The organism is Streptomyces sp. NPDC051963, from assembly GCF_044593495.1.
GTDB lineage: Bacteria > Actinomycetota > Actinomycetes > Streptomycetales > Streptomycetaceae > Streptomyces.
In genome coordinates, this window is sequence record NZ_JBIUCC010000008.1 from 82,967 (window position 1) to 109,450 (window position 26,484).

At 70.8% G+C, this 26,484-nt stretch carries 28 protein-coding genes; 15 read left to right on the forward strand and 13 right to left on the reverse strand.

What is annotated here, in order from left to right:
* Positions 1–17: 17 nt before the first annotated feature.
* Positions 18–449, forward strand: coding sequence for a hypothetical protein (locus tag ACIHFB_RS31745; RefSeq protein WP_400128762.1), 432 nt, complete (start codon positions 18–20; stop codon positions 447–449).
* Positions 450–460: 11 nt separating this feature from the next.
* Here the strand turns inward: ACIHFB_RS31745 and ACIHFB_RS31750 are convergent, their stop codons facing one another.
* Positions 461–709 (reverse strand): SCO4226 family nickel-binding protein, encoded by a 249-nt coding sequence (locus ACIHFB_RS31750; protein ID WP_365275391.1) that lies wholly within the window; start codon positions 707–709, stop codon positions 461–463.
* 409 nt (positions 710–1,118) lie between these two features.
* Positions 1,119–1,820: a phosphate signaling complex protein PhoU gene (gene phoU, locus ACIHFB_RS31755; RefSeq protein WP_400128763.1), complete on the reverse strand. Its 702-nt coding sequence runs from the start codon at positions 1,818–1,820 to the stop codon at positions 1,119–1,121.
* 234 nt (positions 1,821–2,054) lie between these two features.
* Between phoU and ACIHFB_RS31760 the strand changes: the two genes are divergently transcribed.
* Complete coding sequence (locus ACIHFB_RS31760) at positions 2,055–3,374, forward strand: ATP-binding protein (RefSeq protein WP_365275397.1); 1,320 nt, start codon at positions 2,055–2,057, stop codon at positions 3,372–3,374.
* Positions 3,371–4,051: a response regulator transcription factor gene (locus ACIHFB_RS31765; protein WP_015659563.1), complete on the forward strand. Its 681-nt coding sequence runs from the start codon at positions 3,371–3,373 to the stop codon at positions 4,049–4,051. The genes ACIHFB_RS31760 and ACIHFB_RS31765 overlap by 4 nt, the downstream gene beginning before the upstream one ends.
* Before the next feature lie 69 nt (positions 4,052–4,120).
* Here ACIHFB_RS31765 and ACIHFB_RS31770 read toward each other — a convergent pair whose 3' ends face one another.
* Positions 4,121–4,822 (reverse strand): copper chaperone PCu(A)C, encoded by a 702-nt coding sequence (locus tag ACIHFB_RS31770; RefSeq protein ID WP_400128764.1) that lies wholly within the window; start codon positions 4,820–4,822, stop codon positions 4,121–4,123.
* Between the two features lie 649 nt (positions 4,823–5,471).
* Here ACIHFB_RS31770 and ACIHFB_RS31775 point away from each other — a divergent pair.
* The 6 genes from ACIHFB_RS31775 (at position 5,472) to ACIHFB_RS31800 (ending at position 11,744) form a co-directional block, all read left to right on the forward strand.
* The gene (locus tag ACIHFB_RS31775) at positions 5,472–5,954 is read left to right on the forward strand and encodes a CarD family transcriptional regulator (protein ID WP_003953493.1); all 483 of its coding nucleotides are present in this window, start codon (positions 5,472–5,474) and stop codon (positions 5,952–5,954) included.
* Between the two features lie 290 nt (positions 5,955–6,244).
* Entirely contained in the window at positions 6,245–7,000 is a 756-nt protein-coding gene (ispD, locus tag ACIHFB_RS31780) for a 2-C-methyl-D-erythritol 4-phosphate cytidylyltransferase (RefSeq protein ID WP_400128765.1), read from the forward strand.
* Positions 6,990–7,481 carry a 2-C-methyl-D-erythritol 2,4-cyclodiphosphate synthase gene (gene ispF / locus ACIHFB_RS31785; protein ID WP_365275408.1) on the forward strand — a complete coding sequence of 164 codons (492 nt, stop codon included), beginning with the start codon at positions 6,990–6,992 and terminating at the stop codon, positions 7,479–7,481. The genes ispD and ispF overlap by 11 nt, the downstream gene beginning before the upstream one ends.
* A 68-nt stretch (positions 7,482–7,549) precedes the next feature.
* Positions 7,550–8,950, forward strand: coding sequence for a cysteine--tRNA ligase (gene cysS / locus ACIHFB_RS31790; RefSeq protein ID WP_365275411.1), 1,401 nt, complete (start codon positions 7,550–7,552; stop codon positions 8,948–8,950).
* A 94-nt stretch (positions 8,951–9,044) separates the two neighbouring features.
* Positions 9,045–9,986: a 23S rRNA (guanosine(2251)-2'-O)-methyltransferase RlmB gene (rlmB, locus tag ACIHFB_RS31795; protein WP_365275414.1), complete on the forward strand. Its 942-nt coding sequence runs from the start codon at positions 9,045–9,047 to the stop codon at positions 9,984–9,986.
* A gap of 138 nt (positions 9,987–10,124) precedes the next feature.
* The gene (locus tag ACIHFB_RS31800; protein ID WP_365276755.1) at positions 10,125–11,744 is read left to right on the forward strand and encodes a DoxX family membrane protein; all 1,620 of its coding nucleotides are present in this window, start codon (positions 10,125–10,127) and stop codon (positions 11,742–11,744) included.
* A gap of 100 nt (positions 11,745–11,844) precedes the next feature.
* Here ACIHFB_RS31800 and ACIHFB_RS31805 read toward each other — a convergent pair whose 3' ends face one another.
* From ACIHFB_RS31805 to ACIHFB_RS31815, 3 genes are all read right to left on the reverse strand, one after another.
* Positions 11,845–12,585 carry an NDP-sugar synthase gene (locus ACIHFB_RS31805; protein WP_400128766.1) on the reverse strand — a complete coding sequence of 247 codons (741 nt, stop codon included), beginning with the start codon at positions 12,583–12,585 and terminating at the stop codon, positions 11,845–11,847.
* A gap of 55 nt (positions 12,586–12,640) precedes the next feature.
* Positions 12,641–13,087 carry a hypothetical protein gene (locus ACIHFB_RS31810; protein WP_365275420.1) on the reverse strand — a complete coding sequence of 149 codons (447 nt, stop codon included), beginning with the start codon at positions 13,085–13,087 and terminating at the stop codon, positions 12,641–12,643.
* A 215-nt stretch (positions 13,088–13,302) separates the two neighbouring features.
* Positions 13,303–14,439, reverse strand: a complete 1,137-nt coding sequence (locus tag ACIHFB_RS31815; RefSeq protein ID WP_365275423.1) for a sn-glycerol-3-phosphate ABC transporter ATP-binding protein UgpC — start codon at positions 14,437–14,439, stop codon at positions 13,303–13,305.
* Between the two features lie 224 nt (positions 14,440–14,663).
* Here ACIHFB_RS31815 and ACIHFB_RS31820 point away from each other — a divergent pair, with 224 nt between their 5' ends.
* A complete protein-coding gene (locus ACIHFB_RS31820; RefSeq protein WP_400128767.1) occupies positions 14,664–15,227 on the forward strand; it encodes a Chromate resistance protein ChrB in 564 nt (187 codons plus the stop codon).
* A 108-nt stretch (positions 15,228–15,335) separates the two neighbouring features.
* On the forward strand, positions 15,336–16,517 hold the full coding sequence (locus ACIHFB_RS31825) for an MFS transporter (RefSeq protein WP_365275429.1): 1,182 nt from the start codon (positions 15,336–15,338) through the stop codon (positions 16,515–16,517).
* Here ACIHFB_RS31825 and ACIHFB_RS31830 read toward each other — a convergent pair.
* Complete coding sequence (locus ACIHFB_RS31830) at positions 16,489–16,881, reverse strand: metalloregulator ArsR/SmtB family transcription factor (protein WP_365275432.1); 393 nt, start codon at positions 16,879–16,881, stop codon at positions 16,489–16,491. The genes ACIHFB_RS31825 and ACIHFB_RS31830 overlap by 29 nt on opposite strands.
* Positions 16,882–17,050: 169 nt before the next feature.
* Here ACIHFB_RS31830 and ACIHFB_RS31835 point away from each other — a divergent pair, with 169 nt between their 5' ends.
* Positions 17,051–19,027, forward strand: coding sequence for a heavy metal translocating P-type ATPase (locus ACIHFB_RS31835; RefSeq protein ID WP_365275435.1), 1,977 nt, complete (start codon positions 17,051–17,053; stop codon positions 19,025–19,027).
* On the opposite strand, the gene ACIHFB_RS31840 is transcribed toward ACIHFB_RS31835, so the two are convergent.
* From ACIHFB_RS31840 to ACIHFB_RS31865, 6 genes are all read right to left on the reverse strand, one after another.
* Positions 18,963–20,300, reverse strand: a complete 1,338-nt coding sequence (locus ACIHFB_RS31840; RefSeq protein WP_365275438.1) for a wax ester/triacylglycerol synthase domain-containing protein — start codon at positions 20,298–20,300, stop codon at positions 18,963–18,965. The two genes, ACIHFB_RS31835 and ACIHFB_RS31840, sit on opposite strands and share 65 nt — an antisense overlap.
* Before the next feature lie 55 nt (positions 20,301–20,355).
* The gene (locus ACIHFB_RS31845; RefSeq protein WP_365275441.1) at positions 20,356–21,564 is read right to left on the reverse strand and encodes a beta-ketoacyl-[acyl-carrier-protein] synthase family protein; all 1,209 of its coding nucleotides are present in this window, start codon (positions 21,562–21,564) and stop codon (positions 20,356–20,358) included.
* The gene (locus ACIHFB_RS31850) at positions 21,561–21,848 is read right to left on the reverse strand and encodes an acyl carrier protein (RefSeq protein ID WP_365275443.1); all 288 of its coding nucleotides are present in this window, start codon (positions 21,846–21,848) and stop codon (positions 21,561–21,563) included. Before ACIHFB_RS31850 ends, ACIHFB_RS31845 begins: the two co-directional genes overlap by 4 nt.
* A 26-nt stretch (positions 21,849–21,874) precedes the next feature.
* Positions 21,875–23,092: a WS/DGAT domain-containing protein gene (locus ACIHFB_RS31855; RefSeq protein WP_365275446.1), complete on the reverse strand. Its 1,218-nt coding sequence runs from the start codon at positions 23,090–23,092 to the stop codon at positions 21,875–21,877.
* A gap of 245 nt (positions 23,093–23,337) precedes the next feature.
* Positions 23,338–23,628: a hypothetical protein gene (locus ACIHFB_RS31860; protein ID WP_365275449.1), complete on the reverse strand. Its 291-nt coding sequence runs from the start codon at positions 23,626–23,628 to the stop codon at positions 23,338–23,340.
* 45 nt (positions 23,629–23,673) lie between these two features.
* Positions 23,674–24,438, reverse strand: a complete 765-nt coding sequence (locus ACIHFB_RS31865) for a hypothetical protein (protein WP_365275452.1) — start codon at positions 24,436–24,438, stop codon at positions 23,674–23,676.
* Between the two features lie 397 nt (positions 24,439–24,835).
* On the opposite strand from ACIHFB_RS31865, the gene ACIHFB_RS31870 reads away from it, so the two are divergent.
* From ACIHFB_RS31870 to ACIHFB_RS31880, 3 genes are all read left to right on the forward strand, one after another.
* Positions 24,836–25,321 (forward strand): hypothetical protein, encoded by a 486-nt coding sequence (locus ACIHFB_RS31870; RefSeq protein ID WP_365275455.1) that lies wholly within the window; start codon positions 24,836–24,838, stop codon positions 25,319–25,321.
* A gap of 254 nt (positions 25,322–25,575) precedes the next feature.
* Positions 25,576–25,869, forward strand: a complete 294-nt coding sequence (locus tag ACIHFB_RS31875) for a hypothetical protein (protein ID WP_365275458.1) — start codon at positions 25,576–25,578, stop codon at positions 25,867–25,869.
* Between the two features lie 267 nt (positions 25,870–26,136).
* A complete protein-coding gene (locus tag ACIHFB_RS31880) occupies positions 26,137–26,451 on the forward strand; it encodes a hypothetical protein (RefSeq protein ID WP_365275461.1) in 315 nt (104 codons plus the stop codon).
* The last annotated feature ends 33 nt before the right edge of the window (positions 26,452–26,484 follow it).

The window sequence follows — 26,484 nt, forward strand, 5'->3', positions numbered from 1 at the left end:
CCGACACCGCAAGGGAGATGCCGCGTAGGCCCCCGTCCGTCGTACGGCGCGATCTGCCCGTGCGCTTCCGACCCGACCGTGTCCGCTTCCTGGATCCGCAGATCGGCCGTCTCTCGGCCGGGTGCGCGGCCGATATCCGCCGGCTGGAGCGGCAGCGGTTCGGCGCAGGCACCACTGCCAGGGCCTTCCGGTCCTGGTCGGCCCTTGCCCACGGCCCCCTGAGGGCTATCGCCCCCGAACCGTTCGCCGTCACCCGATGCGGTCTCGCCGAGTGCTGCGAGCCCGACTACTCCCGCGACGTCCTCGAAGAGGTCCTGCACGCCCTGCCGGCCAGGTCGGCGCGTGAGCTGCGCAGGCTGGTCGCTGTGCTCGACGCGAGGATCGTGAGCCGGGCGCAGGTCATCCCCGTACCCTCGCCCGGTGTCCCGTGGTGGCGTGAGCACCTCTGATGCGCCGGCCGTCAGATCGACAGCGGGACCGCATGGACCTCGTCGGCCTTGTGCCCCGCGCGCTCGTGGACGCGCTGGACCGCCTCGGCCGAGGGGGCCTCGGAGAGGCAGTAGACGAGTCCGGACTCCGGGTCGGCCCAGGCCCGCTCGAAGTGCACGCGCTCGTCCTTCTCCACGGCGAGGTCCGCGTTGTGGGCCTCGCGCAGCTGATCGGCCGTGATGCCCTTCATGTTGTGGTGTACGTCCATGAACTGAGCCATGGCCTCGCACCTCCTTCGCGCTTCCCGCGAGTGCGCTCGCCCGCTCTTCCTCCATGCTGCGCCCGTACGGCCGTACCGACCAACGCAGGAGGGGCCCCGGCGCGATGCCGGGGCCCCTCCGGAGAACTGCTCGATCAGCCGCACTGGCACGGATTGCCGGACTGGCATCCGCACTGGCAGCCCGAGCCGCAACCGCACGCGCCGATCAAGGTCAGGCTCCTGATCTCGGCGGGCTGCTCGGTCGGACGTTCCTGCGTGGGGTCGGGTGTCGTACCGGGCGTGCTGGGGGATTCGGCCATGGTCCCTCCTGGATGCTGGTACCTGTGCCCATTCCATGCCCGCCACGCAGGTCGCATCAACGGCGCACGGAGGCTCTGTCGCACGCCCCCGTGCGGAAATCCGTCGAGTCTCAGGCGCCCTCGGTGCCCGGCGCCGGCTGGATGTCCGGCTGGATGTCGGGCTGGAGCTCGTCCGCGTGCTCGCCTGTGACAAGGAACACAACGCGCTTGGCGACGGCCACGGCGTGGTCGGCGTAGCGCTCGTAGTAGCGGCCGAGCAGGGTGACGTCGACGGCGGTCTCGATGCCGTGCTGCCACTTGTCGTCCAGCAGGTGCTGGAAGAGCGTGCGGTGCAGCAGGTCCATGGCGTCGTCGTCCGACTCCAGCTGCAACGCCAGGTCGACGTCCTTGGTGATGATGACCTCGGCGGCCTTCGCCATCAGACGCTGGGCGAGCTGGCCCATCTCCAGGATGGTGGCGTGCAGGTCGTGGGGGACCGCGCGCTCCGGGAAGCGCAGCCGGGCCAGCTTGGCCACGTGCTGGGCCAGGTCGCCCGAGCGCTCCAGGTCGGCGGACATCCGCAGTGAGGTGACGACGATGCGCAGGTCCGTCGCCACCGGCTGCTGGCGCGCCAGCAGGGCTATGGCCCTGGCCTCCAGGTCGTGCTGGAGCTCGTCGACCTTCTTGTCGCCCTCGATGACGCTCTCGGCCAGCTTCAGGTCGGAGTCGAGGATCGCCGTCGTGGCGCGCCCGATCGCTGATCCGACCAGCCGGGCCATCTCGACCAGACCGTCACCGATCGAGTCGAGTTCCTCGTGGTACGCGTCCCGCATCAGGGTTCCTCTCGTACGTCTGTTTCAGTGGCTGCCGGGGGCCGGGCCCGGTGTGTAGGTCCTGCTGAAACCGGCGCTTCGCACCCCACGCTCATACGATCCGGCCTGCACGCGTCCGTTTTCGCCACCCCAAATGAACCAACCCTAGCTCCAAGGTGAACTCTGGGCGACGAGTGTTCGAGGTCGCACTCCGATGGCTGTGGCCACCGAGGCTGCCATGCCTAACCTGGGTGCATGGACGTGAACGCGGCGGTCGCCGCAGCGGCAGCGATCGCCGGTGTGCTCACCGGCGTCATCGCCATGCTGGCGTTCCGCTGGAGCGAACGCGACCAGAAGCGACCCACGAGGACCTCATTGCACACCGACCCGGTCCTTCCGCCGGGCGTCGACACGGTCCTGTCCGTGCTGCGCTCCTCGGCCGTCGTCCTCGACGAGGGGGACGCCGTCGTCAAGGCCAGCTCGGCGGCGTACGCCCTGGGCCTGGTCCGCGGCGGCAAGCTGGCCGTCGAGCCGATGCTCCAGATGGCCCGCGACACCCGGCGCGACGGAGAGATACGGCAGGTCGAGCTGGACCTCCCCCGGCGCGGCACCGGCCGCGGAGAGGCCCTCGCGGTCTCCGCCCGGGTCGCACCTCTCGGCTCCCGCCTGGTGCTCCTCCTCGTCGAGGACCTCACCGAGGCCAGACGCATCGAGGCGGTACGGCGCGACTTCGTCGCGAACGTCAGCCATGAGCTGAAGACGCCGGTGGGCGCTCTCTCCCTCCTCTCCGAGGCCGTCATGGACGCCTCGGACGATCCGGAGGCAGTGGAGCGTTTCGCCGGCCGTATGCAGATAGAGGCCACCCGCCTGACCAACCTGGTCCAGGAGCTCATCGACCTGTCACGGGTGCAGAACGACGATCCGCTCGAGGACGCCGAGCCCGTCCGGGTGGACGAGCTGGTCGCCGAGGCCATCGACCGCTGCCGGCACGCGGCAGGCACCAAGCAGATCACCATGGCCGCGGCAATCGGGGGGCCCGGAGGGCCTTCGATCGAGGGTGGTGGTGGGAGACGGGCGGGCACCGCCGACCTGCATGTCTGGGGCAACCGCGGCCAGCTCGCCGCCGCCCTCGGCAACCTCGTCGAGAACGCCGTCAACTACTCGCCCGCCCGGACCCGCGTCGGCATAGCCGCCCGCAAGGTGACCGCGTCCGGCGGCGCCAGTATCGAGATCGCCGTGACCGATCAGGGCATCGGCATCTCGGAGAAGGACAAGGAGCGCGTCTTCGAGCGCTTCTACCGCGTCGACCCCGCCCGCTCCCGTGCCACGGGCGGTACGGGCCTCGGGCTGGCGATCGTCAAACACGTGGCCGCCTCGCACGGCGGGGAGGTCTCGGTGTGGAGTTCCGAGGGACAGGGCTCCACGTTCACTCTGCGGCTGCCGGAGGCGGGTGTGGCCCGTGACCGCGCACAGCAGCACCCCGCCCTCGACGACGAGGCCGGGCAGTCCGCCACCGTCCCATCCTCTGATCCATCCCAGTACGAACCGCTTCCCGCCCCGGAGGTCCTTCCGTGACCCGAGTGCTCGTCGTCGAGGACGAGGAGTCCTTCTCCGACGCCCTGTCATACATGCTCCGCAAAGAGGGCTTCGAGGTCGCCGTCGCGACCACCGGGCCCGACGGACTCGACGAGTTCGAGCGCAACGGCGCCGACCTCGTCCTCCTCGACCTGATGCTGCCCGGCCTGCCGGGCACCGAGGTGTGCCGCCAGCTGCGCGGCCGCTCCAATGTCCCCGTCATCATGGTGACCGCCAAGGACAGCGAGATCGACAAGGTCGTGGGCCTCGAAATAGGAGCCGACGACTACGTCACCAAGCCGTTCTCCTCGCGCGAGCTGGTCGCCCGCATCCGGGCCGTCCTGCGCCGCCGCGGCGAGCCCGAGGAGGTCACCCCGGCGGCCCTGGAGGCCGGCCCCGTCCGCATGGACGTCGACCGCCACGTCGTCACCGTCTCCGGCTCCAAGGTCGACCTCCCCCTCAAGGAGTTCGACCTCCTGGAGATGCTCCTGCGCAACGCCGGCCGCGTCCTGACCCGTATGCAGCTCATCGACCGCGTCTGGGGCGCCGACTACGTCGGCGACACCAAGACCCTCGACGTCCACGTCAAGCGCCTCCGCGCCAAGATCGAGCCGGACCCGGGCGCGCCCCGGTACCTGGTGACGGTGCGTGGGCTCGGCTACAAGTTCGAGCCGTAAACCGATTCGGTACGACGCCGAAGGGCGGGACCTCTCCGGAGGTCCCGCCCTTCGTCCGTGTACGGCTGCTCAGTGGCCGGCGGCCTCGTTCGAGGCGGAGCCGGTGGCCGTGGCGCTCGCGGAGGCCGCGTCGGTCGGCGTGCCGCTCTGGGCGCCGGTCTCCGACTCGGCCGGGGTGCCGGTCGCCGTGTCCGTCGGCGAGCCGGAGGTGCCCTCGCCCGGCTTCTGCGAGGAGGGCGACGAGCCGCCCGGCGCCGCCGGCACCTCGGTCGGGCCCCAGCTGGAGAAGTAGCTCTCGGCCGGGACGACGAAGGCCTGGAGGCTCACGTCGCCGGTCGTGCTGAAGGTGAAGGTGGTCTTCTGGACGTCGCCGTCCTCCATGGCCTCGCTGCTGCCGGACAGGACGGCGGAGGCGTTGCCCTTGCCGCCGAGGATCAGCGAGCCGCCGGCCGGGATGGAGAAGTTCTTGCCCTTGGCCGGGGTCAGCTTGGCGGTGCCGGCGCCGTCCACGGTGATGGAGTCGAGCGTCTGCGCGGTGTCGCCGCTGTTGAACAGGGTCGCGGCGACCGCGGCGGGGCCGGTGGACTCGGCGTCGGGCTGGGTGATGACGACGGCGTTCTGGATCTTGATGTCGCCGACCGTCGTGGCGGCGTTGTCCGGCTTGACTTCCAGGGTCTGGGCGTTGTTGCCGGCCGCACACGCGGAGAGCGAGGCGATCGAGAACGCGATGGCGGCGGCCGCGAGGGCACCGCGTCGAAGGCTGCTGCTCACGGCGGCGGCAACTCCTTGACTCGAACGAGGAGGGCGCATAAAGCCGCCCTAAGTGTCTGTCAGCGGCCTTAGGTTACCGAGCCGTTCCCGCGCGACCGCACCCGACCCTCCCCAAGAGGCCGGCTTCCCTCAGCAGGCGGCAGTCGGCGTACCCGCAGAAGTGACCCGTGAGTCACTTAGCCGCGACACCAGTCCGCCATTCACATAAGTGGCCGAGATCAAGTGGCCGACAACGCGACCGACAACACGCCGACATACCCGAACCACCCGCGCGCAAATTTTCGTGAAGGAATGCGCGGCCGTCCGGAGAATTGATCACCGACCGGCGAGTCGGCCACCCGTGATCAATTCCGGATTCGTCTCGTAGCCGACTCCACGCACCGAACGGAGTAGCGGAAGTCGAGCACTTGGAAGCGGACATATGAGGACGTTCGTCCACTTGGAGGGGGCTCCGGATGTGTGTAACGTGCGGGTTTCTCTCTGCCCGAAGAGCCGCTCCGACCTGCGAATACCGTCTTCCGGTCGGCTCGTGCAGCACGTTCCTGTTGCTGTTGTCAAGCCCCGAGATATGCCCTGACCTGCGAAAACGCCATTCAGAACCCGCCGTTTCCGTGTTACCCTGGATAGCCACGGAAGGGGTACCTGTCACATGACGTTCAAGGTTGGCGACACCGTGGTCTATCCCCATCACGGGGCCGCGCTGATCGAGGCCATCGAAACTCGCCAGATCAAAGGCGTGGACAAGACCTACTTGGTGCTGAAGGTCGCCCAGGGTGACCTGACGGTACGTGTGCCAGCGGACAATGCGGAGTTCGTCGGCGTGCGTGATGTGGTCGGTCAGGACGGGCTGGACCGGGTCTTCGAGGTGCTGCGCGCGCCGTACGCCGAGGAGCCCACGAACTGGTCCCGTCGTTACAAGGCAAATCTGGAGAAGCTCGCCTCCGGCGATGTCATCAAGGTCGCGGAAGTCGTACGTGACCTGTGGCGTCGTGAGCGCGAGCGTGGACTCTCCGCCGGTGAGAAGCGCATGCTCGCCAAGGCGCGCCAGATCCTGGTGAGCGAACTCGCCCTCGCGGAGAACACGAACGAGGACAAGGCCGAGGCCCTGCTCGACGAGGTCCTCGCGTCCTGACGCAGGCGACAACCACGCCGTACTGCTCAGAACATTGAATGCCGCGGTGCCCGATGACGTATTTGCTGTCGCCGGGCGCTGCGGCATGTTCGCGCCCGGAGCTACCGCTGACACCGCGCGGTGATGTCGTACGCATTCCGTACGGTCGGGGAAGGGACCCCCGATAATGGTGTGCCGGGCCCGGGCAGCTGGCTCGACCGGGGTCACGGAAGGGTTCCGGTCAAGGCGTCGCGCCCGGCACGGTGTGGCCATACCCAAGTAGGCCGAGCACACAAACCTGACAGGAACCGATGTCTGACGATTCGCGCCCTTCGCCCGCGTCCACCGCTCGTACCGCCGCGGTGATTCCCGCCGCCGGCCGGGGCGTGCGCCTCGGCCCGGGCGCCCCCAAGGCACTCCGTGCGCTGGGCGGGACCCCCATGCTGATCCACGCGGTGCGCGCGATGGCCGCCTCCCGTGCCGTCTCCCTCGTGGTCGTCGTGGCCCCGCCGGACGGCACCGCCGAGGTCAAGTCCATGCTGGACGCGCACGCGCTGCCGGAGCGGACGGACTTCCTCGTGGTGCCCGGCGGTGCGTCCCGGCAGGATTCGGTGAAGCTGGGCCTGGACGCCCTGCCCCCGGGCTACTCCGTCGTTCTGGTGCACGACGCGGCACGGCCGCTCGTCCCCGTGGACACGGTGGACGCCGTGATCGAGGCGGTACGGGACGGTGCGCCGGCCGTGGTGCCCGCCCTCCCGCTCGCCGACACCGTCAAGCAGGTCGAGCCGGCCGGGACGCCGGGCGACCCCGAGCCGGTGGTCGCCACGCCGGACCGCTCCCGTCTCCGGGCCGTACAGACACCGCAGGGTTTCGACCGGGCGACGCTGGTCCAGGCGCACGAGTCGGTGACCTCCGACGTCACCGACGACGCCGGCATGGTCGAACAGCTGGGCCTGCGCGTCGTGGTCGTGCCCGGCCACGAGGAGGCCTTCAAGGTCACCCGCCCCCTGGACCTCGTCCTCGCGGAGGCGGTCCTCGCCCGCCGGAGGCTGAACGATGGCTTCTGACGCACCGATCCCCCAGGTCGGCATCGGCACCGACATCCACGCCTTCGAGGACGGCCGCGAACTGTGGTGCGCCGGCCTGAAATGGGACGGCGAGGGACCGGGCCTGGCCGGACACTCCGACGCCGACGTGGTCGCCCACGCCGCGTGCAACGCCCTCTTCTCGGCGGCCGGATTGGGCGACCTCGGGCAGCACTTCGGCACCGGTCGGCCCGAGTGGTCCGGCGCGTCCGGGGTCACTCTGCTCACCGAGGCCGCCCGGATCGTCCGCGAGGCGGGGTTCCGGGTCGGCAACATCGCCGTCCAGGTCGTCGGACCCAGGCCGAAGATCGGCAAGCGCCGGGACGAGGCGCAGAAGATCCTTTCGGAGGCGGCGGGGGCACCGGTGTCGGTCTCCGGGGCGACGACGGACGGTCTGGGATTTCCGGGGCGGGGCGAGGGGCTCATGGCGGTGGCGACGGCGCTGGTGGTGCGGACCGGCTGAAACGCCCCACCCGCATTTGTGACCAGAACGTCGCAGGGCATTCCTGTCCGCCCACTACCCTTGGACCCGTGACCATTCGCCTGTACGACACCAGCGCCCGGCAGATCCGTGACTTCATCCCGCTCACGCCGGGTTGTGTCTCGATCTACCTGTGTGGCGCCACCGTGCAGGCCGCACCGCACATCGGGCACATCCGCTCCGGGCTCAACTTCGACATCCTGCGCCGGTGGTTTGAGTACCGCGGCTATGACGTGACCTTCATCAGGAACGTCACGGACATCGACGACAAGATCATCACCAAGGCCGCCGACCAGGGCCGACCCTGGTGGTCGATCGGCTACGAGAACGAGCGGGCGTTCAACGACGGCTACCACGCGCTCGGTTGCCTGCCGCCGACGTACGAACCGCGTGCCACCGGCCACATCACCGAGATGGTCGAGATGATGCGCGGGCTGATCGAGCGCGGTCACGCCTACGAGGCCGACGGCAACGTCTACTTCGACGTGCGGTCCTTCCCGCAGTACCTCCAGCTGTCGAACCAGGAGCTGGACAACCTGCTCCAGCCCTCCGGCGAGGGCGAGACCGGCAAGCGGGACCCGCGTGACTTCGCCATGTGGAAGGCCGCCAAGCCCGGCGAGCCGACCTGGGAGACGCCCTGGGGACGCGGCCGCCCCGGCTGGCACCTGGAGTGCTCGGCGATGGCCCACAAGTACCTGGGTCCGGCCTTCGACATCCACGGCGGCGGACTCGACCTGATCTTCCCCCACCACGAGAACGAGATCGCCCAGGCCAAGGCCTACGGCGACGACTTCGCCCAGTACTGGGTGCACAACGCCTGGGTCACCATGAGCGGCGAGAAGATGTCCAAGTCGCTCGGCAACTCGGTGCTGGTCTCCGAGATGGTCAAGCACTGGCGCCCCATCGTCCTGCGCTACTACCTCGGCACCCCGCACTACCGCTCGATGATCGAGTACAGCGAGGAGGCGCTGCGCGAGGCCGAGTCGGCGTTCGCGCGGATCGAGGGCTTCGTGCAGCGCGTCGTCGAGCTGGCCGGGGAAGCCGTCGCCCCCGCCCCCGAGGTACCGCTCGCCTTCGCCGAGGCGATGGACGACGACCTGGGCGTCCCGCAGGCGCTCGCCGTCGTGCACACCACCGTCCGGCAGGGCAACTCGGCGCTCGCGGCCGACGACAAGGAAGCCGCCGTGGCCCGCCTCGCCGAGGTCCGTGCCATGCTCGGCGTCCTCGGCCTGGACCCGCTCGACCCGCACTGGGCCGGTGAGGGCAACCGGGGCGAGGATCTCCACGGCGTCGTCGACAGCCTCGTACGTCTGGTCCTCGACCAGCGTGAGGCGGCCCGCACCCGCAAGGACTGGGCCACCGCCGACGCGATCCGCGACCGGCTCAACCAGTCGGGACTCGTCATCGAGGACGGTCCGCAGGGTCCGCGCTGGACGCTCGGTCCGCGCTGAGCCTTTCTTGATCGATTGTGCCGCCCGGCCGTCCGGGCGGCACACTTGCTACTGACGTACGTAAATTCACCCGCACCACACAGACAGGTAGGTCATGGCCGCTAACAACCGCCGCATGTCCGGCAAGAAGGGCGCGCAGGTCGGCAGTGGCGGCCAGCGGCGCAAGGGCCTGGAGGGCAAGGGCCCGACCCCGCCCGCCGAGATGCGCAAGGGACACAAGAAGAACCGTGTCGCCAATGCCAAGGCGAAGCAGGCGGTACGGCGTCCCACGGCCCGGGGCCGTGGCGGCAGGTCGACGTCGGAGCTGGTCGTCGGGCGCAACCCCGTCTTCGAGGCACTGCGCGAGGGCGTGCCCGCGACCACGCTGTACGTCCAGCAGTTCATCGACAACGACGAGCGGGTCCGCGAGGCACTCCAGCTCGCGGCCGAGCGCGGCGGCATCAACCTCATGGAGGCGCCGCGCCCCGAGCTGGACCGGATGACGAACGGCCTGAACCACCAGGGCCTCGTCCTCCAGGTCCCGCCCTACGAGTACGCCCACCCCGAGGACCTCGCCGCCGACGCGGCCGACGCCGGCGAGGACCCGCTCATCGTCGCCCTGGACGGTGTGACCGACCCGCGCAACCTCGGTGCCGTCGTCCGCTCCGTCTCCGCCTTCGGCGGCCACGGCGTCGTCGTACCGGAGCGCCGCGCGGCCGGCATGACGGCCGGAGCCTGGAAGACGTCCGCGGGCACCGCCGCCCGCACCCCGGTCGCCCGCGCCACGAACCTCACCCGCGCCCTGGAGTCGTACAAGAAGGCGGGCATCACCGTCGTCGGCCTCGCCGCCGACGGCGAGGTCGAACTCGGCGACCTGGAGGCCCTGGGCGGCCCGGTCGTCATCGTGGTCGGCAGCGAGGGCAAGGGCCTGTCCCGGCTCGTGGGGGAAACCTGCGACCACCGCGTACGGATTCCGATGCCGGGCGGCGCCGAGTCGCTCAACGCCGGTGTGGCGGCGGGGATCGTGCTGTACGAAGCGGCCCGGCGACGCGCCTGACGGCAGCACGGGCGAACACGCGTGCGCGGGCTCGCCCGTGCGGGGCATTCCTGGCGTCCAGGGCAACCTTGACGGGGTCCGGACACTTCCGGCGAGTCAAAGCAGTGTCCTAACTCCATGTCACTCGGTTAGTTGAGTGTGGACACCAGAACACCCCGCACACCCACGGGGGACCGCTCGTCGGGATACGACGACGCTCCCGCGCTGAGCATGGTGAAGGTGCCGAGCGATCCGGCGCAGATCATCGTCAATCATCTGAGCTTCCGCGTGCAGTTGGGCGCCTCGACCCGGCGGACCCAGTCGCCGCGGGTCGCACGGCACATGCGCGCCACGGAGGACTCCGCCCGTATCCCGGCCGCCGCCTCCGCCCCCGGCACCCGCCGCCGCGCCCCCGTCGTCTGGAGCGGGAAGTCCGATCCGGACGACACCGGCGCCCACCGGCTGCTCCAGGCGGTGCGCGGCGGCAGCGTCCGGCACGGCGAGGAGCCGGCCACCGACGCCGGAGCCACCCAGGTCCTCCCGCGCATCGACGAGGGCGGCTACGGCGGATACGACGACCTCACGGCGCAGACCCGCGAAGCGCCGCTCGTCGGCGCCCAGCGCGGCCCCGACTCCGGCGAGACCCGGCTCCTGCCGCAGATGCGCTCGGCCGGCAGCGCCTACGACGAACCCGCCTATGCAGGCGAGCAGTTCGACGAGGACTACGGCTACGAGGACGACGCCGACTCCGACACACCGGGCAGGCGCTACGGCGACGACCCGGCCCGGCACGCCTATTACCCCGGCCGCCGGATGAACCTCGGCGTCGTCCTGCTCCCGCTGCGCATCTTCCTCGGCTTCATCTCCATCTACGCCGGCATGGGCAAGCTCTGCGACCCCGTCTACTTCGACGGCGGCAAACGCGGCTCCATGACCAAGTGGCTCAACACCCTGCACCCGTGGGACGTTGCCGAGCCGCTGCGCCAGTTCGCGCTGGAGCACCCTGTCGGGGCCGGCCTCGTCATCGCCTTCTTCCAGGTCATCGTGGGTGTCCTCACGGTCCTGGGCTGCTGGCAGCGGGTCGCCGCCGTCGTCGGTGCACTGCTGTCGGCGGCGCTGCTCGTCACCGTCAGCTGGAAGAGCGTCCCGGCCTACGACGCCCCCGACATCATCTACCTCGCCGCCTGGTCCCCGCTGATCATCGCCGGCGCCCCCGTCTACTCCATCGACGGCCGCCTGGGCGGCAGCGCCTGGCGTCGTCTCGGCCCCCGTGCCGACATCTGGGAGCTGCGCAGCTACGTCCTGCGTCGCGGCGCCCTCATCACCGCCGTCGTCACCGGGCTCACCCTGCTCGTCGGCTCCCTGCTCGGCGGCGCCGTCCGCGACGCCGACCGCGTGGTCGTACCCGGCCCCGGCGAGGCGCCGCGCAACGAACTGCCGGGCTCCCCGCTCCCGCAGAAGCCCGGCAGAAGCGCCCAGGAACGCACCCCGAGCGCCTCCAACGCACCCACCCAGGGCGCCACATCGGGCACGAGAAGCCCCTCCGGCGCCGCGACCACCCCCGGCGCCTCCCGCAACGCCGGCACCGCCCCCGGCGCCCCCAGCCAGACCCAGGGCACCGCGGGCCAGGCCCCACCCCAGCAGTCCTCCCCGGCTGACGAGGCCCCCAGCACCAGCACGGGCCCGACCTCCGGCGGCACCACCGGCTCCCCGGGCGGCGGCACGGGAGGCTCCCCCTCGGACGACGAACCGGGCTTGGTGGGCGGCCTGTTGGGCTAGCTCACGGGCTGAACCTTTCGAGATGCGGGTTCCCCGCGCCCCATAGGGGCGCGGGGAACTGCGCGCTCAGCCCCCATCGACCCGCAGTCGAACGATCAACCTACGCGCCCCCACCCCGCAGCGAGCGCAGCTCCTTCGCAGCCTCCGTCAGGTCCTTCGCCGTATCGATGGCACGCCAATACGCCCCCTGCGGAAGAGGGAACCCCGCCAGCCGCCGCTCCCGCGCCAACCGCGGAAACGTCGTCCGCTCATGATCCCCCCGCTCCGGAAGCATCTCGGCGAACTCGGGCGAGAAGACGTACACACCCGCGTTGATCTCGAACGTCGACGGCGGTGCCTCGATGAAGTCCGTGATGTGTCCGAAGCCGTCCGTCTGCACGGCGCCCCACGGGATCCGCGGACGGGCCAGCGCAAGGGTCGCTATGGCGTCGCGCTCGGCGTGGAAGTCGGCCATGTCGCGCAGCGAGAACCGGGTCCAGATGTCGCCGTTGGTGGCGTACCAGTGCCGGTCCGGGTGGGGGAGGTGCGCGGCCGCGTACTTGAGACCGCCGCCGCGGCCGAGCGGCTCGGTCTCGACGACGGTCGTGACGCGGACGGGGAGGTCGGCCGATTCCAGCCACTTCTTCAGGACGTCGGCGAGGTGGCCGCAGCTGATGACGACGTCCGTGACGCCCTCATCGGCGAGCCAGACGAGCTGATGGCCGATGATCGGCGTCCCCGTACCGGGGATCTCGACCATCGGCTTGGGCCGGTCGTCGGTGTACGGGCGCAGCCGGGAGCCCTGGCCGCCGGCCAGGACGACGGCCTGAACGGGGCGGGACGCGACGTTCGGATCGGTCATGACCGAACTGTACGTCGCGTCCCACCGGCCGCTTCGGGGCGGCAACCACTGTCGCTCAGCTGTGCGCGCCCGCGACCCCCGAGGCGAACGAGGTGTCGCAGACCGGTCGGGAGAAGGACTGGGCCCGGTTCGCGCCGTAGACACGGACCGCGGCGCGGCCGAGGTCGCGGGCGAGGGAGGCACAGTGCCGGGCGAGCGACGGGCGCTCGTTGACCGCCTGCTGGAGGTGGGTGAGCGCGATGCCGGGGTCCTTCTCCTGGAGTTCGGTCAGGAGTTGGTCGCGCAGCACCTCCTGGGGTGCGCGCTTCTTGACGGGCGCGGCCAGGTCTTCGGAGGACGCGGTGAGCACCGAGTTCGAGGAGTTCCCCGACCAGTTGACTCGGGTGACCGCGAGGGTCCCGGAGAGCACCAGGACGACGGGCAGGACGAGGGCGAGGGAGCGGCCGATCCGGCGGGCGGGGCCCCGGCCGCGTCGCGTCTGTTGGGTAGTGGAGTGCTTCACGCGAGTGAGGGTAGCGTCCGGTGATGATTTGGCGACATTCAGTCACCGGTTCGGGGGATAGAGAGGTGGCTCGGATTGGGTAACGCGTTGACGCACGCTGCTCGAAATGACCGTCTCTGCCGGGGTATTTGTCGACAACGAAAAGAGCCCCGCAGCGCTCTGCGGGGCCCGATTCGTCAACCTGGGTGAATTACCCGGGGTTGTACTGCCTGTTCTCAGTCGGAGAGTCGCTCGCCCGTGGAGGTCGAGAACACGTGGGTCTCGCCCGGCCGCGGCACGACGTGCAGCGTGGCGCCCTTCTCGGGCACCGCACGGCCGCTCACGCGGACGACCAGGTCCTTCAGCTCGTCGCCCACCTTGGCGCTGCCGTAGACGTACCCGTCGGCGCCGAGCTCTTCCACGACGTTGACGGAGACGGCGAGGCCGGCCGGAGCGTCCTCGCTCTCCTTCGACAGGGAGCTCGCGGCACCGCCGTTCTGCTCGACGATGTCGAAGTGCTCGGGACGGACGCCGACGGTCACGGTGGTGTCACCCTTGTCGGCGGCGGCGGTGAGTGCCTCGCGGTTGACGGGCACCACGCTGTTGCCGAACTTCACACCGCCGTCGGTGATCGGGACCTCGACCAGGTTCATGGCGGGGGAGCCGATGAAGCCGGCGACGAAGAGGTTGGCCGGGCGGTCGTACATGTTGCGCGGCGAGTCGACCTGCTGGAGCAGACCGTCCTTGAGTACGGCGACCCGGTCGCCCATCGTCATGGCCTCGACCTGGTCGTGGGTGACGTAGACGGTGGTGATGCCGAGGCGGCGCTGGAGCGACGCGATCTGCGTACGGGTCGAGACGCGGAGCTTGGCGTCGAGGTTCGACAGCGGCTCGTCCATGAGGAACACCTGGGGCTCACGCACGATGGCGCGACCCATGGCGACACGCTGGCGCTGACCGCCGGAGAGCGCCTTCGGCTTGCGGGCCAGGTAGTCGGTGAGGTCGAGGATCTTCGCCGCGTCCTCGACCTTCTGGCGGATCTCCGCCTTCGGCACACCGGCGATCTTGAGCGCGAAACCCATGTTGTCGGCGACCGTCATGTGCGGGTAGAGCGCGTAGTTCTGGAACACCATGGCGATGTCCCGGTCCTTCGGCGGCAGGTGCGTGACGTCGCGGTCGCCGATGCGGATGGCGCCGGAGTTGACGTCCTCGAGCCCCGCGAGCATGCGGAGCGAGGTGGACTTGCCGCAGCCGGACGGACCGACGAGGACGAGGAACTCGCCGTCCCCGACCTCGATCTCCAGACCATCGACGGCGGGCTTCTCGGTGCCCGGGTAGATCCGGGTCGCCTTGTCGAACGAAACAGTGGCCATGGTGAAGGGCCCCCTTCTACCGGCAGGAACGTGCCGGACGATCCGTTGTAGGAAGGTGGTGTGCCACGGCGGCTTGACGCCGTTGTGGTGTAGTCCACACAGGTGAACTGGGTCAGGACGGTACCTGGCGTTCACCTGGTCTGTCAGTACCCGGGTCGATGTGAACTTCGACGAAATTTTCGAGCGTGGGATCCTGATATGTAACCGGTGCTACATTCGCCGGTGTGACCAATGATGGACGCTGGCTCGTCCTCGTGCTCAGGATCGCCGCCGAGCCCTCCCGGCACCGGGTGGCCGTCTGGCGCGAGCTGCGCAAGATCGGGGCGCTCTCGCTCGGGCCGGGCGTCTGGGCCGTACCGGACCTGCCGGTCTTCGCCGCCGGGACCGCCCGGGCGCTGGAACTCACCGAGCGTGCCGCGGGCGAGGCCGTCGCGCTGGCCGCGACCGGACGCGGGGCGCAGGACGGGCAGCGGCTGCGCGCCCTCTTCAACACCGCCCGCTCCGCCGACTGGGCCGAATTCCTCGCCGACTGCGGCAAGTTCGAGGATGAGCTGGCCAAGGAGATCCGCATCGCCAAGTTCACGCTGGCCGAGTTGGAGGAGGAGGAACAGTCCCTGGAGCGGCTGCGGCGCTGGCACCGGGATCTGACGGCCCGCGATGTGTTCGGCGCGCCCGAGGCGGCCGAGGCGGGCGAGCGACTGAGGGCCTGCACGGCAGCCTGCGAGGACTACGCCGAGCGCGTGTTCGCGGCCCTGCACCGCTCGCCCGAGGAGGGAACGGACGGATGAGCCGGCCACGGATACGCCCGCTGCGCGCTGCCGGCGGCGAGAGGGTGGGCGTATGAGCCGGTCACGGATACGCCCCCTGCGCGCTGCCGACGGCGAAGGGACGGACGTATGAGCACCGCACCCACCCTCCAGACCGCCCCCGGCCGCCAGATGTGGCCCCTCTACGCCGCCGGATTCACCACCGCCTTCGGGGCGCACGGCATCGCCGCCAACCTCGGTGGGCACTCCGAGGACGCGGTGACCTCGCTGCTCGTCCTCGGCGGACTGCTCGCCCTGTACGACGGTGCGGAGGTCGTGCTCAAGCCCCTGTTCGGGACGCTCGCCGACCGGATCGGGGCCCGGCCGGTGCTCCTGGGCGGGCTGGTCGCCTTCGCGCTCGCCTCCGCCGCGTACGTCGTCGTGGACAGCCCCGGCTGGCTCTGGGCCGCCCGGCTCGGTCAGGGGGCCGCCGCCTCCGCCTTCTCGCCCTCCGCGTCCGCGCTCGTCGCCCGGCTGAACCCGGCGGCCAAGCACGGGCGGGCCTTCGGCAGTTACGGCTTCCACAAGTCCATCGGCTACACCCTCGGCCCGCTGCTGGGCGGCGTCCTGGTGTGGGCCGGCGGCCTGCCGCTGCTCTTCGCCGTCCTGGCCGCACTCGGCGCCGCGGTCGCGCTCTGGGCGGCCGTGGCCGTCCCGCACGTCCCCCCGCTGCCCAAGTCCCGCCAGACCGTGCTCGACCTGGCCCGGCGCCTCGCCGACCCCGTCTTCCTGGGGCCGACCGCCGCACTGGCCGCCGCCACCGCCGCCCTCTCCGTCGGCGTCGGCTTCCTGCCGGTCTCCGGCTCGGTCGCCGGACTCGGCACCGTCGCCACCGGCGCGGCCGTGTCGGTGCTGGCGGCCTGCGCGGCGGCCGTCCAGCCGAGGGCCGGGCGCGCACTGGACGAAGGCCGCCTCACCGTGCGCGCCGGCCTCATCGCAGGGTTGCTGACCACGGCGGCCGGACTGGCGTGCGCGATGCTCCCGGGGCTCACCGGAGTGCTCGCCGCCGCGGCCCTGATCGGAGTGGGCACCGGCCTGATCACCCCGCTCGGCTTCGCCGCCCTGGCCGCCTCGACGCCCCCGGAACGGCTCGGCCAGACCATGGGCTCCGCCGAACTGGGCCGCGAACTCGGCGACGCGGGCGGGCCGTTGCTCGTCGCGGGCGTGGCCTCGCTGGCCACGCTGACGTACGGCTACGCGGCCCTCGCGGTGCTGATCGCGGCCTTCCCGATGCTCGCCCTCGTCAGCGGACGACTGCGGCACCGTCCCTGACCTGCTCCGCCGGGGTGTCGCGCAGCCCCAGCCGCAGATGCTCCACGTGATAGAGGGCCTGGTCGAGCAGTTCGGCGACATGGTTGTCGTAGAGCGCGTAGATCACCGAACGGCCGCGCCGCTCACCCGTCACCAGACCGAGGTTGCGCAGCAGCCGCAGCTGATGCGAACAGGCCGACTGCTCCATCCCCACGGCGTCCGCGAGTTCGGTCGCCGCACACGGGCCCTCCTGGAGGCGGGCCAGGATCCGCAGGCGCGAGGGTGTGGCGAGGGCCTGAAGCGTCGTGGCCACATCGGCGGCGCCCACGGCCTCGAGGCGCTCGCGCGCGGTGGCGGTGGTCTTGGCGTCAGCTCCGTGGCCCATGTCCTTCATCCTACGGAGGCCGACACATGAACGCATGAATGGCTCTTCATGTAGTCCTGTACGGTGGAAACAGCGGCGCCGGGCTCACGGCTCACCGCCACCTCGTCATGCCCTCGCGCCACATGCCCTTGGGTCTCATGCCTCGTGCCCTGTGAAGGACGCCCGCCCCATGACCTCCACCGTCACCCGGCCGACGGCCGACCGGACCGCGTCTGCGCGCCCCCAGGAAGCCCTCCGCCGCCGCACTCGCCTCCTCGCCCTCCCCGAGGCACGCTGGGCCGCCGCGGCCACGGCCTGCTTCCTGCTCGCGCTGCCGCTCCAGCTCACCGGCGCCCCCGCCTGGACCTGGGGCCCGCTGTACGCCCTGGCGTACGCCACCGGCGGCTGGGAGCCGGGCTGGGAAGGCCTCAAGGCCCTCAGGGACAAGACGCTCGACGTCGACCTGCTGATGATCGTCGCCGCCCTCGGTGCCGCCTCCATCGGCCAGGTCATGGACGGCGCTCTCCTCGTCGTCATCTTCGCGACCTCGGGCGCGCTGGAGGCCCTGGCCACCGCCCGTACCGCCGACTCGGTCCGCGGCCTGCTCGACCTGGCCCCCGCCACGGCGACGCGCCTCACCACCGACGGCGGCGAACAGACCGTCGCCGTGGCGGAGTTGGCGGTCGGCGACCTCGTCCTCGTACGACCCGGCGAACGCGTCGGCGCCGACGGGCGGGTGCTCGACGGAGCGAGCGAGGTCGACCAGGCGACCATCACCGGCGAACCGCTGCCGGCCGCCAAGGAACCGGGCGACGAGGTCTTCGCGGGAACGCTGAACGGCACGGGTGCCCTGCGTGTACGGGTCGAACGGGACGCCTCCGACTCCGTGATCGCCAGGATCGTACGGATGGTGGAGGAGGCGTCCGAGACGAAGGCGCCCACCCAGTTGTTCATCGAGAAGGTCGAACAGCGCTACTCGATCGGCATGGTCGCCGCCACCCTGGCCGTCTTCCTCGTCCCGCTCGCCCTCGGCGCGGCGCTCACCGGCTCGCTGCTGAGGGCGATGACCTTCATGATCGTCGCTTCGCCGTGCGCGGTCGTCCTGGCCACCATGCCGCCGCTGCTGTCGGCGATCGCCAACGCCGGACGGCACGGCGTCCTGGTCAAGTCGGCGGTCGTGATGGAACGCCTGGGACAGGTCGACACGGTCGCCCTCGACAAGACGGGCACCCTGACCGAGGGCACACCGAGGGTCACCGACGTACGGCCGCTGACGGGCTCCGGCCTCGACGAGTCCGCCCTGCTCACGCTGGCCGCAGCAGCCGAGCATCCCAGCGAACACCCCCTCGCCCGCGCGATCGTGGACGCGGCACGCGAACGCGGTCTCGCCTTGCCGGAGACGAAGGACTTCGACTCCACTCCGGGCGTCGGGGTGACCGCGGGGGTCGGCGACCGGATCGTGGCCGTGGGCACACCGGCGCGGCTGGTGCACGGCGACGACGACACGTCCGCGGTGGTTGCCCGGCTGGAGGACGAGGGCCGTACGGCGGTCCTGGTGACGGTCGACGGCGTCCCGGCGGGCGTGCTGGGCCTCGCAGACCGGCTCCGCCCGCACGCGGCGGCCACGATCGCCTCCCTCACGACCCTCACCGGAACCAGGCCCGTCCTGCTGACCGGCGACAACCCGCGTGCCGCCGCGCATCTGGCCGCCGAGGTCGGCATCGACGACGTACGCGCCGGGCTGCTCCCTCAGCGCAAGGTGGAGGCGGTGAGGGAACTCGAGGCCGCCGGACGCAGGGTGATGGTCGTGGGCGACGGCGTCAACGACGCCCCCGCCCTGGCCGCCGCCCACTCCGGCGTCGCGATGGGGCGCGCCGGCTCGGATCTCGCGCTGGAGACGGCGGACGCGGTGATCGTCCGGGACGAGCTCACCACGGTGCCCGCGGTGATCGCCCTTTCACGGCGGGCCCGGCAGTTGGTGGTGCAGAACCTGGTGGTCGCCGGGGTGTTCATCGCGGCGCTGGTGACCTGGGACCTGGCCGGGACCCTGCCGCTGCCGCTCGGTGTGCTGGGGCACGAGGGATCGACCGTGCTGGTCGGGCTCAACGGTCTGCGGCTGCTGCGGGAGGGGGCGTGGCAGCGGGCGCAGCGTGCTGCGGGGCGATGAGCTGCGGCTCTGCACGACTCGTGGCAGCGGTGCCGGACGCCGCGACCGCCTTCAGGTCACGGGCCACGGCAGCGCCGATCAGCTCGGCGTCCCCGGCACCCACGTGGCTGACGACGGTGAGCGTGTAGGCGTCGGCGGTGTGGACGAGGCAGAGGTTCGCCGTGCCCGGTGGAGAGAGCTGCGGCAGCGGGACGATGCGCGACAGGGGGCGATCGTGCAAGTGGCTCGGATTGTCCCGCCACTTGAACGCGGTGCACAGGCTGGTGGTGAGCTCGGGGCGGGCCAGGCGCCTGGCCATCGCCTCGGCCAGCCACGGCATGGTCCGTGCGGAGGCCTGGAGTGCGGGAAGGAACACGCGGTGGGCGTCGCACCGGTGGTGCAGTGCCGCGACCAGGTCCTGGCACGCCTGTAGCCGGTCCACCGGGGACTCGACGTCGATGGGCAGCGGACTGCGCAGCACGGTGACGCCGTTGCCCAGCTGTTGTGCGTTGTGGCGCGTCCGCAGGTCGACCGGCACCGTGGCGTAGAGGGGGGTCGGTCCCTTCGGCCAGGAGCGCAGGGGGCCGTAGCAGGCGCGCAGGGCGCCGGCGTAGGTGCTCAGGAGGAGTTCGTTGAGGGTCGCTCCGCGCCCGCCGGCCGGCTGGCGGCGGGCGGTGCGCATCATCTGCGGGTCGAGCTCGACCACGGCCACCGACGGCCGCATGTCGCCGGAGGGCGCCGACGGCAGGGGCTGGCTGGGGACCCCGATGCGGCGCAACTCCCTGAGCACGGTGGCCGGGCCGATGCGCGGGCGCGGGCCCGCCGTCATGGCCGGGCCGGGTGCCGAGGGCGCTGCGGCGTCGTCCATCAGCAGCCGGAAGAGCGTCTCCAGTGATCTGCCGTCCAGCAGGGCGTGATGGGCGAGCAGCACGATCGCGTGGTCGCCCGCCGGGGTGGCGTGTGGCGTCACCAGCAGCTGCCACAGGGGCCGTTCCGGCGGCAGCGGGTGACTGACGCCGGCCGTCAGCAGGGAGTCCAGGTCCTGGTCAGTGGCGGTGATGTGCGCGGCGGGATCGAACGGCCGGGTGGCCGTCCACCGGTGGCCCGACAGCGCCGCCGGCCCGGTGGGGGGCTGGAGGACCCAGCTCATCCGGTCCAGTGCGCCCCATCGTTCGCGGACGCGGGTCCGCACCTGCGCCAGGTCGAACGGCCTTCCGGGAAACACCGCGGCGATGCCGATCGTCCCCGGCAGCCCGTTGCGGAGGTGCCCTTCGTCGAAGGCCGACAGCCTCATGTTCCACAGCCTCTCGTTCTTGGTGGTGCAGCTGTCCGAGCCCCGCCTCCGGTGATCAACCGTCGGGTGAGTCGAACACGACACAGGCGTTGTGGCCGCCGAAGGCAAAGCTGTTGCTGATGACCGCGCCGTCCGGGATCTTGCGGGGTTCAGCCGTGACCACGTCCAGTTCGCAGCGCGGGTCCAGCCGCGTGAGATGGGCGGTCGGAGGCACGAGCCCTTCATGCACCGACCAGGCCGCGATCACCGCCTCCAGTGCTCCCGCCGCCCCCAGCGCATGCCCGGTGACTGCCTTGGGCGCGGTCACCGGCACCGCGCGCGGGCCGAACAGGGCGGCGATGGCCTGCGCTTCCGCGAGGTCGTTCAGCTCGGTGCCGGTTCCGTGCGCGTTGACATGGGTGACGGCGTCGGCGGTCGTGCCGGCGTCGGCGAGCGCCTGCTCCATACAGGCCCGGGCACCGGCACCGTCCGGATGCGGCGCGGTGAGGTGGTGGGCGTCCGAGGTACGCCCGTATCCGGTCAGCGTGGCGTAGATCCGGGCGCCCCGCGCACGGGCCAGGTCCAGCCGTTCCAGTACGAGGAAGGCCGCGCCCTCGGCGAGGACGAACCCCTGCCGCCCGACGTCGAACGGCCGTGACGCGGCAGCGGGATCCGCGCACTCGGTGACCATCGCGCCGGACCGGCCGAAGGCCATCGCGGTCGTGGGAGTCAGCGGACTCTCATGTCCTCCGGCCACCACCACGTCCGCGGCCCCCGTCCGGATCATCTGCATCGCCTCACCCACCGCGTGCGTTCCGGAGGCACACGCGGTGGACACCGTCAGACTGGGGCCGGTGATATCGAGCTTGGCACTCACCCAGTACGCCCCCGCGTTGTGCATCAGCCGCGACGCGTACAGCACATCGGGCCGGCCGATGCCGTTCTCCTGGCTGATCACGCCGCCGTAGCCGGTGCCGGTGACCACCGCCCGCCGGCCGGGGGGCACATGGAGCCCTCCGGCGTCCTCCACGGCGTCCGCGGCGGCGCACACGGCCAGCTGTGCCGACCGGTCGGCCCGCCGTACCTCCTTGGGCGTCAGATGTCCGCAGGGGTCGAAGGCGGTCATCGGACTCGCCGGGTACACGACGGTGCCCTCGTCGTCGAAGGCATGCAGCGACGTCCCTGAACGGCACGTCAGGAGGCTCTCCCACAGCGCCGCCGGGCTCGCTCCGGCCGTGCAGCGGACGCCCAGGCCCGTGACGGCGACGGCGTGCCGGGGGGTCACCGGGCGGCGATGGGGCTGTGGGCGGCCTGGGCGCGCAGCTGCACGATGAGGTCGGCGACGTCACCCACGGTGGACACCCCGGTCGTCTCGGTGCCCCGCAGGGACACCCCGAACAAGTCCTCCGACGCCGCCTGGAGTTCGGTGATGTCCAGGCTGTCGGCGCCCAGGTCGGCCACCAGCCGGGCCTGCGGCACCACCGCCTCCGGCGGCACCGACATCACCTGCGCGCACAACGGGCGCAGTGCTTCCCATACGTCAGCTACCTCTGGGTATTCGGCTTCCATGCAACTGTCTCCGTTTCCTGGTGCCGTCAGGGTTGGGTGTGCCGAGCCCAGGTCTCGAACTCCGCGACGACCGCGTCGGCGAGCCGCCGCGCGTCGTTCGGGCGCAGGTTGCACACCACGGTGAGCGTGACCGCGTCCCCCGCCTGGGCCAGGGCGAAGCTGGCCGTGCCCGGGTGGTGCAGGGGCGGCAGACCGACAGCGCGCACGAGCGTGCGGCCGTGGAAGGTACTCGATCCGCCGGGCCACTTGATGGCTGTCGTCGCGGTCGCCGCAAAGCAGGAGTGGCGGCCGCGGTTGGTGAGGAGTCGGGTCACCCACGGGCCCGTCCGCCGTGCCGCTTCCGCTGCGGGAAACAGCACGGTGTCGTGTACGGCGGCCCGTGCGGGGACCCCGGCCAGCGCGGTCTGACACGCCCGCAGACGCGCCACGGGTTCGTCCACGTCGACGGGCAAGGGGACCCGAACCACCGTGAGGGCATTGCCGAGTTCGCTCGGATCGGTCCGGGTGCGCAGATCGCACGGCACGGCCGTGTACGCCGGTTCATCCCACTCGCGCCACCGCCGTACGGGCCCGTACTCGGCACGCAGCGCGCCGGCCACCGCTCCAACGAGCAGTTCGTTCAGCGTCGCGCCACGGCCCTCGGCGGGCTGCCGGCGTGCGGCTCGGACCGTGTGCGCGGACAGTGCGCTCACCGCGACCGAGGCGGACGTCCGCCCCGGCGACTCCATCGGCAGGGCCTGTCCCCGGGCCGTCATCGCCCTGAGCTCCCTGCCCGTCGCCCGCAGCCCGGTACGCGACAGGGGCGCCGGCCGGGCCGCCCCCCTCACCTGCGCGGGGTCGTCCATCAACGACCGCATCACCGTCATCAGGGAGCGTCCGTCCAGCAGCACATGCTGAGCCACCAGCGCCAGGGCGAAACCGCCGCCGTGCGCGGCATCCGGGACCACGAAGAGCCGCCAGGGCGGCACCCCGCCGGCAAGCGGCCGGTCCACGCTCTCCGCCCACAGGTCGTCCAACTTGTTCCGGGCCGGGACGACATGCACGGCGGGATCGAACGGGCCCGGTACGACCCACCGCGCGCGGTCGAGCACACGGTTCATCCGCTCCAGGCCCGTCCACCGCTCGGCGACGCGCGCCCGTACCTCGGCCACATCGGGCCGCTCACCGGAGAAGACCGCCGCCAGGCCGACAACTCCCGGACATCCGTTGAGCAGCAGCATCTCGTCGGCACAGGACAGTCTCATGCGACAGGTCGCCATACCCTTCCCATCGCGAATCGGTTCTGCACGACACCGAGCACCTCCAAGAGACCACTCCAGCACCATACACGTAGAGTTACGAGGTGATTACCGAGCGCATACGGCGCGATGGGCGGTGCAGAACTACGCCCGCACCGTGATGGTGCGGGCGTTGGACTGCGAGGCCGATCACGGTGCGCTCGGAGGAACATCCGGCGCCGCTACGGTCCCGAACGCTTCAGACGGTCTGCTCAGAACGCCTCGCTGTTGCAGCCCATGTCCGAACCGAGGTCGGTCGGCTGCGCGCCCGGGTTGCCCTCGCCGTTGAGCGCGTTGCCCAGCGCGCCGTTGATGGCGCCGACGCTGCCGAGGATGTCGATGTTCATGTCGTGCGAGCGACATTCGATGCTCTGCGTCACGTCGAAGTCGTTGCCCCGCTCGCCACCGCGACCGTGGTCGTGCGCGAGGGCGGGGCTGACGCCGAAGGAGCCGACACTGCCGAGGACAGCACCCACGAGGGCGACCTTCTGAAGCTTGTGCATTTCTTCTCCGTTGAACGAGCGGATGTACTTACTGCGGGGGGACGATCAGCCGAGTCGGGGCAGACCCAACTGGCCCACGGGAGGCGCCGCGACCTGGCCGAGGCCGAGCCCGGGCACCTGCGGTACGCCGCCGCCCGTCGGCGCGATCAGCGGGTTGATGAGCGGGTTCACCTGGGGGTTCACCTCCGGGTTCACCTGCGGGGCGACGCGCGGCGGGGGCTCCGGGTTGAACACCTGCGGAACGGCGACCTGCGGGGCCACCTGCGGGGTGACCTGCGGCGACGACTGCGGGGAGACCTGCGGCACCACCTGCGGCTGCTGCGGAGCGGCCTGCTGCTGCCCGTAAGGCGAGTTGGAGGCCTGCGCGGTGCCCGTCGACGAGGCCCACGCCGAGGCCTGGCCAGCGTGCTGCGGGGCAGGAGCCGGGGCGGGGGCGGGGGCGGGGGCGGGGGCCGGGGCCGGCGCCGGGGCGTACTGCGGCGCCGGCTGCTGGTACGGCTGCTGGCCCCTGACCTCCGCGGTGCCCATCGAATTGGCCACTGCCTGGGCCTGCTGGGGCGCCTGGTACTGGGGGGCCGGCGCGTACTGCGGCGCCTGGTACTGAGGAGCCGGCGCCGGTGCGTAGTACTGGGGCGCCTGGTACTGAGGAGCGGGCGCCGGCGCGTACTGCGGCGCCGGGTAGTACGGGGGAGCAGGCGCCGCGGCGGCGCCGTACCCGACGGGAGAGTCGGCATGGCTGACGCCGGCGCCGATGGCGGACAGACCGCCGGCCGTTGCTACGACGAGCGCGGCCTTGTGAAGCTTGCGCATGGAACCCTCATGCCCTTCATTACCTGTGCAAGGAAAATCCGTTGTATTCAGTGCAGTCTTGCGTGCGCTCAGTCTGATGTTCGTGCTGCGCCCTAACAGGGGTAATTCCTGGGCTGTCATGTGGACTTCACGCTGGAGCCGGCAGCGGATCCGACGCCCCTCTCCAATTCAAGATCGCTGCCCTCTCTCAGCTGGCAACGAAATTCCACCCGGCCTGGTCACGGGCTCCAAAACGTCGTCACTCATTTGCCATCGATCGGATTATCGGCTCACGCTGCAAATGGGTGACCGCACCCCGACTCACGTGACTGGAACCGAAGTTGTCTCGTTGGCTGCACTGGCACACATCAGAATTTCAATACGTTCCGTGCACAGGTCAATGAAGGGCCGAGGTTCCATGCGCAAGCTTCAGCAGGTCGCGCTCGTCGTCGCAGCAGCCGGCGGTCTGTCCACCGTCGGCGCCGGCCCAAGCTTCTCCGCCCCCGTGGCGTACAACGGTGCCCCGCCCCCCGTTTCGCAGCCGGACGCGCAGGCCGCCGCGCTGACTTCCTCTCAGGCCACTTCGCACAGCTCCGGCCCGGCCATGCAGCGGCAGGCCGCCCCGCAGCGGGGCGCCGATGTCAGCCCGCAGGTCAACCCCCAGCTGAGCCCGCAGTTCAACCCGCAGATCACCCCGCAAGCGGCGCCGCAGGCGGCCCCGGCGCAGGGTGACCCGCTGAGCCAGACCAACCTCTTCCGCCCCTCCCAGGAGTGCAGCCCGCAGTCCGTGCTCAACGCCGCCGTCCCGGTCGCCGTACTCGCCGCCGCCGAGAACAAGGGCGTCGACTGCGACCAGGCGAACAGCCAGGCGAATTCCTTCGCCCACGCCCGCGCAGGCCGCTAGGGCGTATTTCAGAAGTGGACCGAGGCCGGGCGGCGTTGATACCCAACAGGGCGTCGACGCCGCCCGTCTGTCGGAGCACACCGAGCGGCAGCTGAGCGACGGGCTGCGCGATGCGGCTTCAGAGTGGCTTCCAGTACGACATTACGAACCTCGGCGCGTCGCCGGGCATGTTGGGATATTTCCTATTAATCTCCCGTAACTGTACGAAGTCGATCTTTCACAGATCGAACCCACCTCACTCCACCGGAGATGACATGCACAAGCTTCGCAAGGCCGCCGTGGTGGTCGTCGCCCTCGGCAGCGTCGGGATCCTGAGCGCCGGCTCCGCCAGCGCCAACGGCCAGGACGGTCACGGCGGCAAGGACGGGGGCAAGTTCAGCGTCCTGCAGAGCTCCAACTGCAAGTCGCACGACCTGAACCTCGACGTCCTCGGCCAGGTCGGCGTCCTCAACGGCCTGCTGGGCAACGCGCTCAACGGCGAGGGCAACGCCGGTGGGCAGGACACCCACCTCGGCTCGTCGATGGGCTGCAACAACAGCGCGTTCTGATCGCGTGACGGCCGCCACGGGCGGCCTGGACGGGAAACAGGTCCCGGTATCGAGCCGCAGGCTCGGTGCCGGGACCCCTTTTTGCGCTCTACCGACATCGCTATTTGCGCGCGGCGTCAAGTATTTTCCGTCCTTCGGCCAAGGTGGTGACACTTTCCCGAATTCGGCGTGCCGTCGGGTGCTTTGAAATATTTCTTATTACCCTCCGTAACTGTACGAAGTCGATCTGTTGCAGATCGCACCCACTCCACTCCACCGGAGATGAACATGCACAAGCTCCGCAAGGCCGCCGTCCTGGTCGTCGCCCTCGGCAGCGTCGGACTCCTGAGCGCCGGCACCGCCCTCGCCGACGGGCACGACGGGCACGGGGGCAAGGGCGGCCGGGGCAAGAACGGCACGACCATCAACGTCCAGCAGAGCACCAACTGCAGGTCGCACGACGCCAACGTCTCCGTCCTCGGCCAGGTCGGCATCCTCAACGGCGTGGGTGGCAACCTGCTGAACGGCGAGGGCAACTCGGGCACGCAGGAGACCGGTCTGGGCTCGTCGATGGGCTGCGACAACACCGCCTTCGACAAGTAAAACAAGTAAGCCAAAGCCTCAAAACGAAAATGC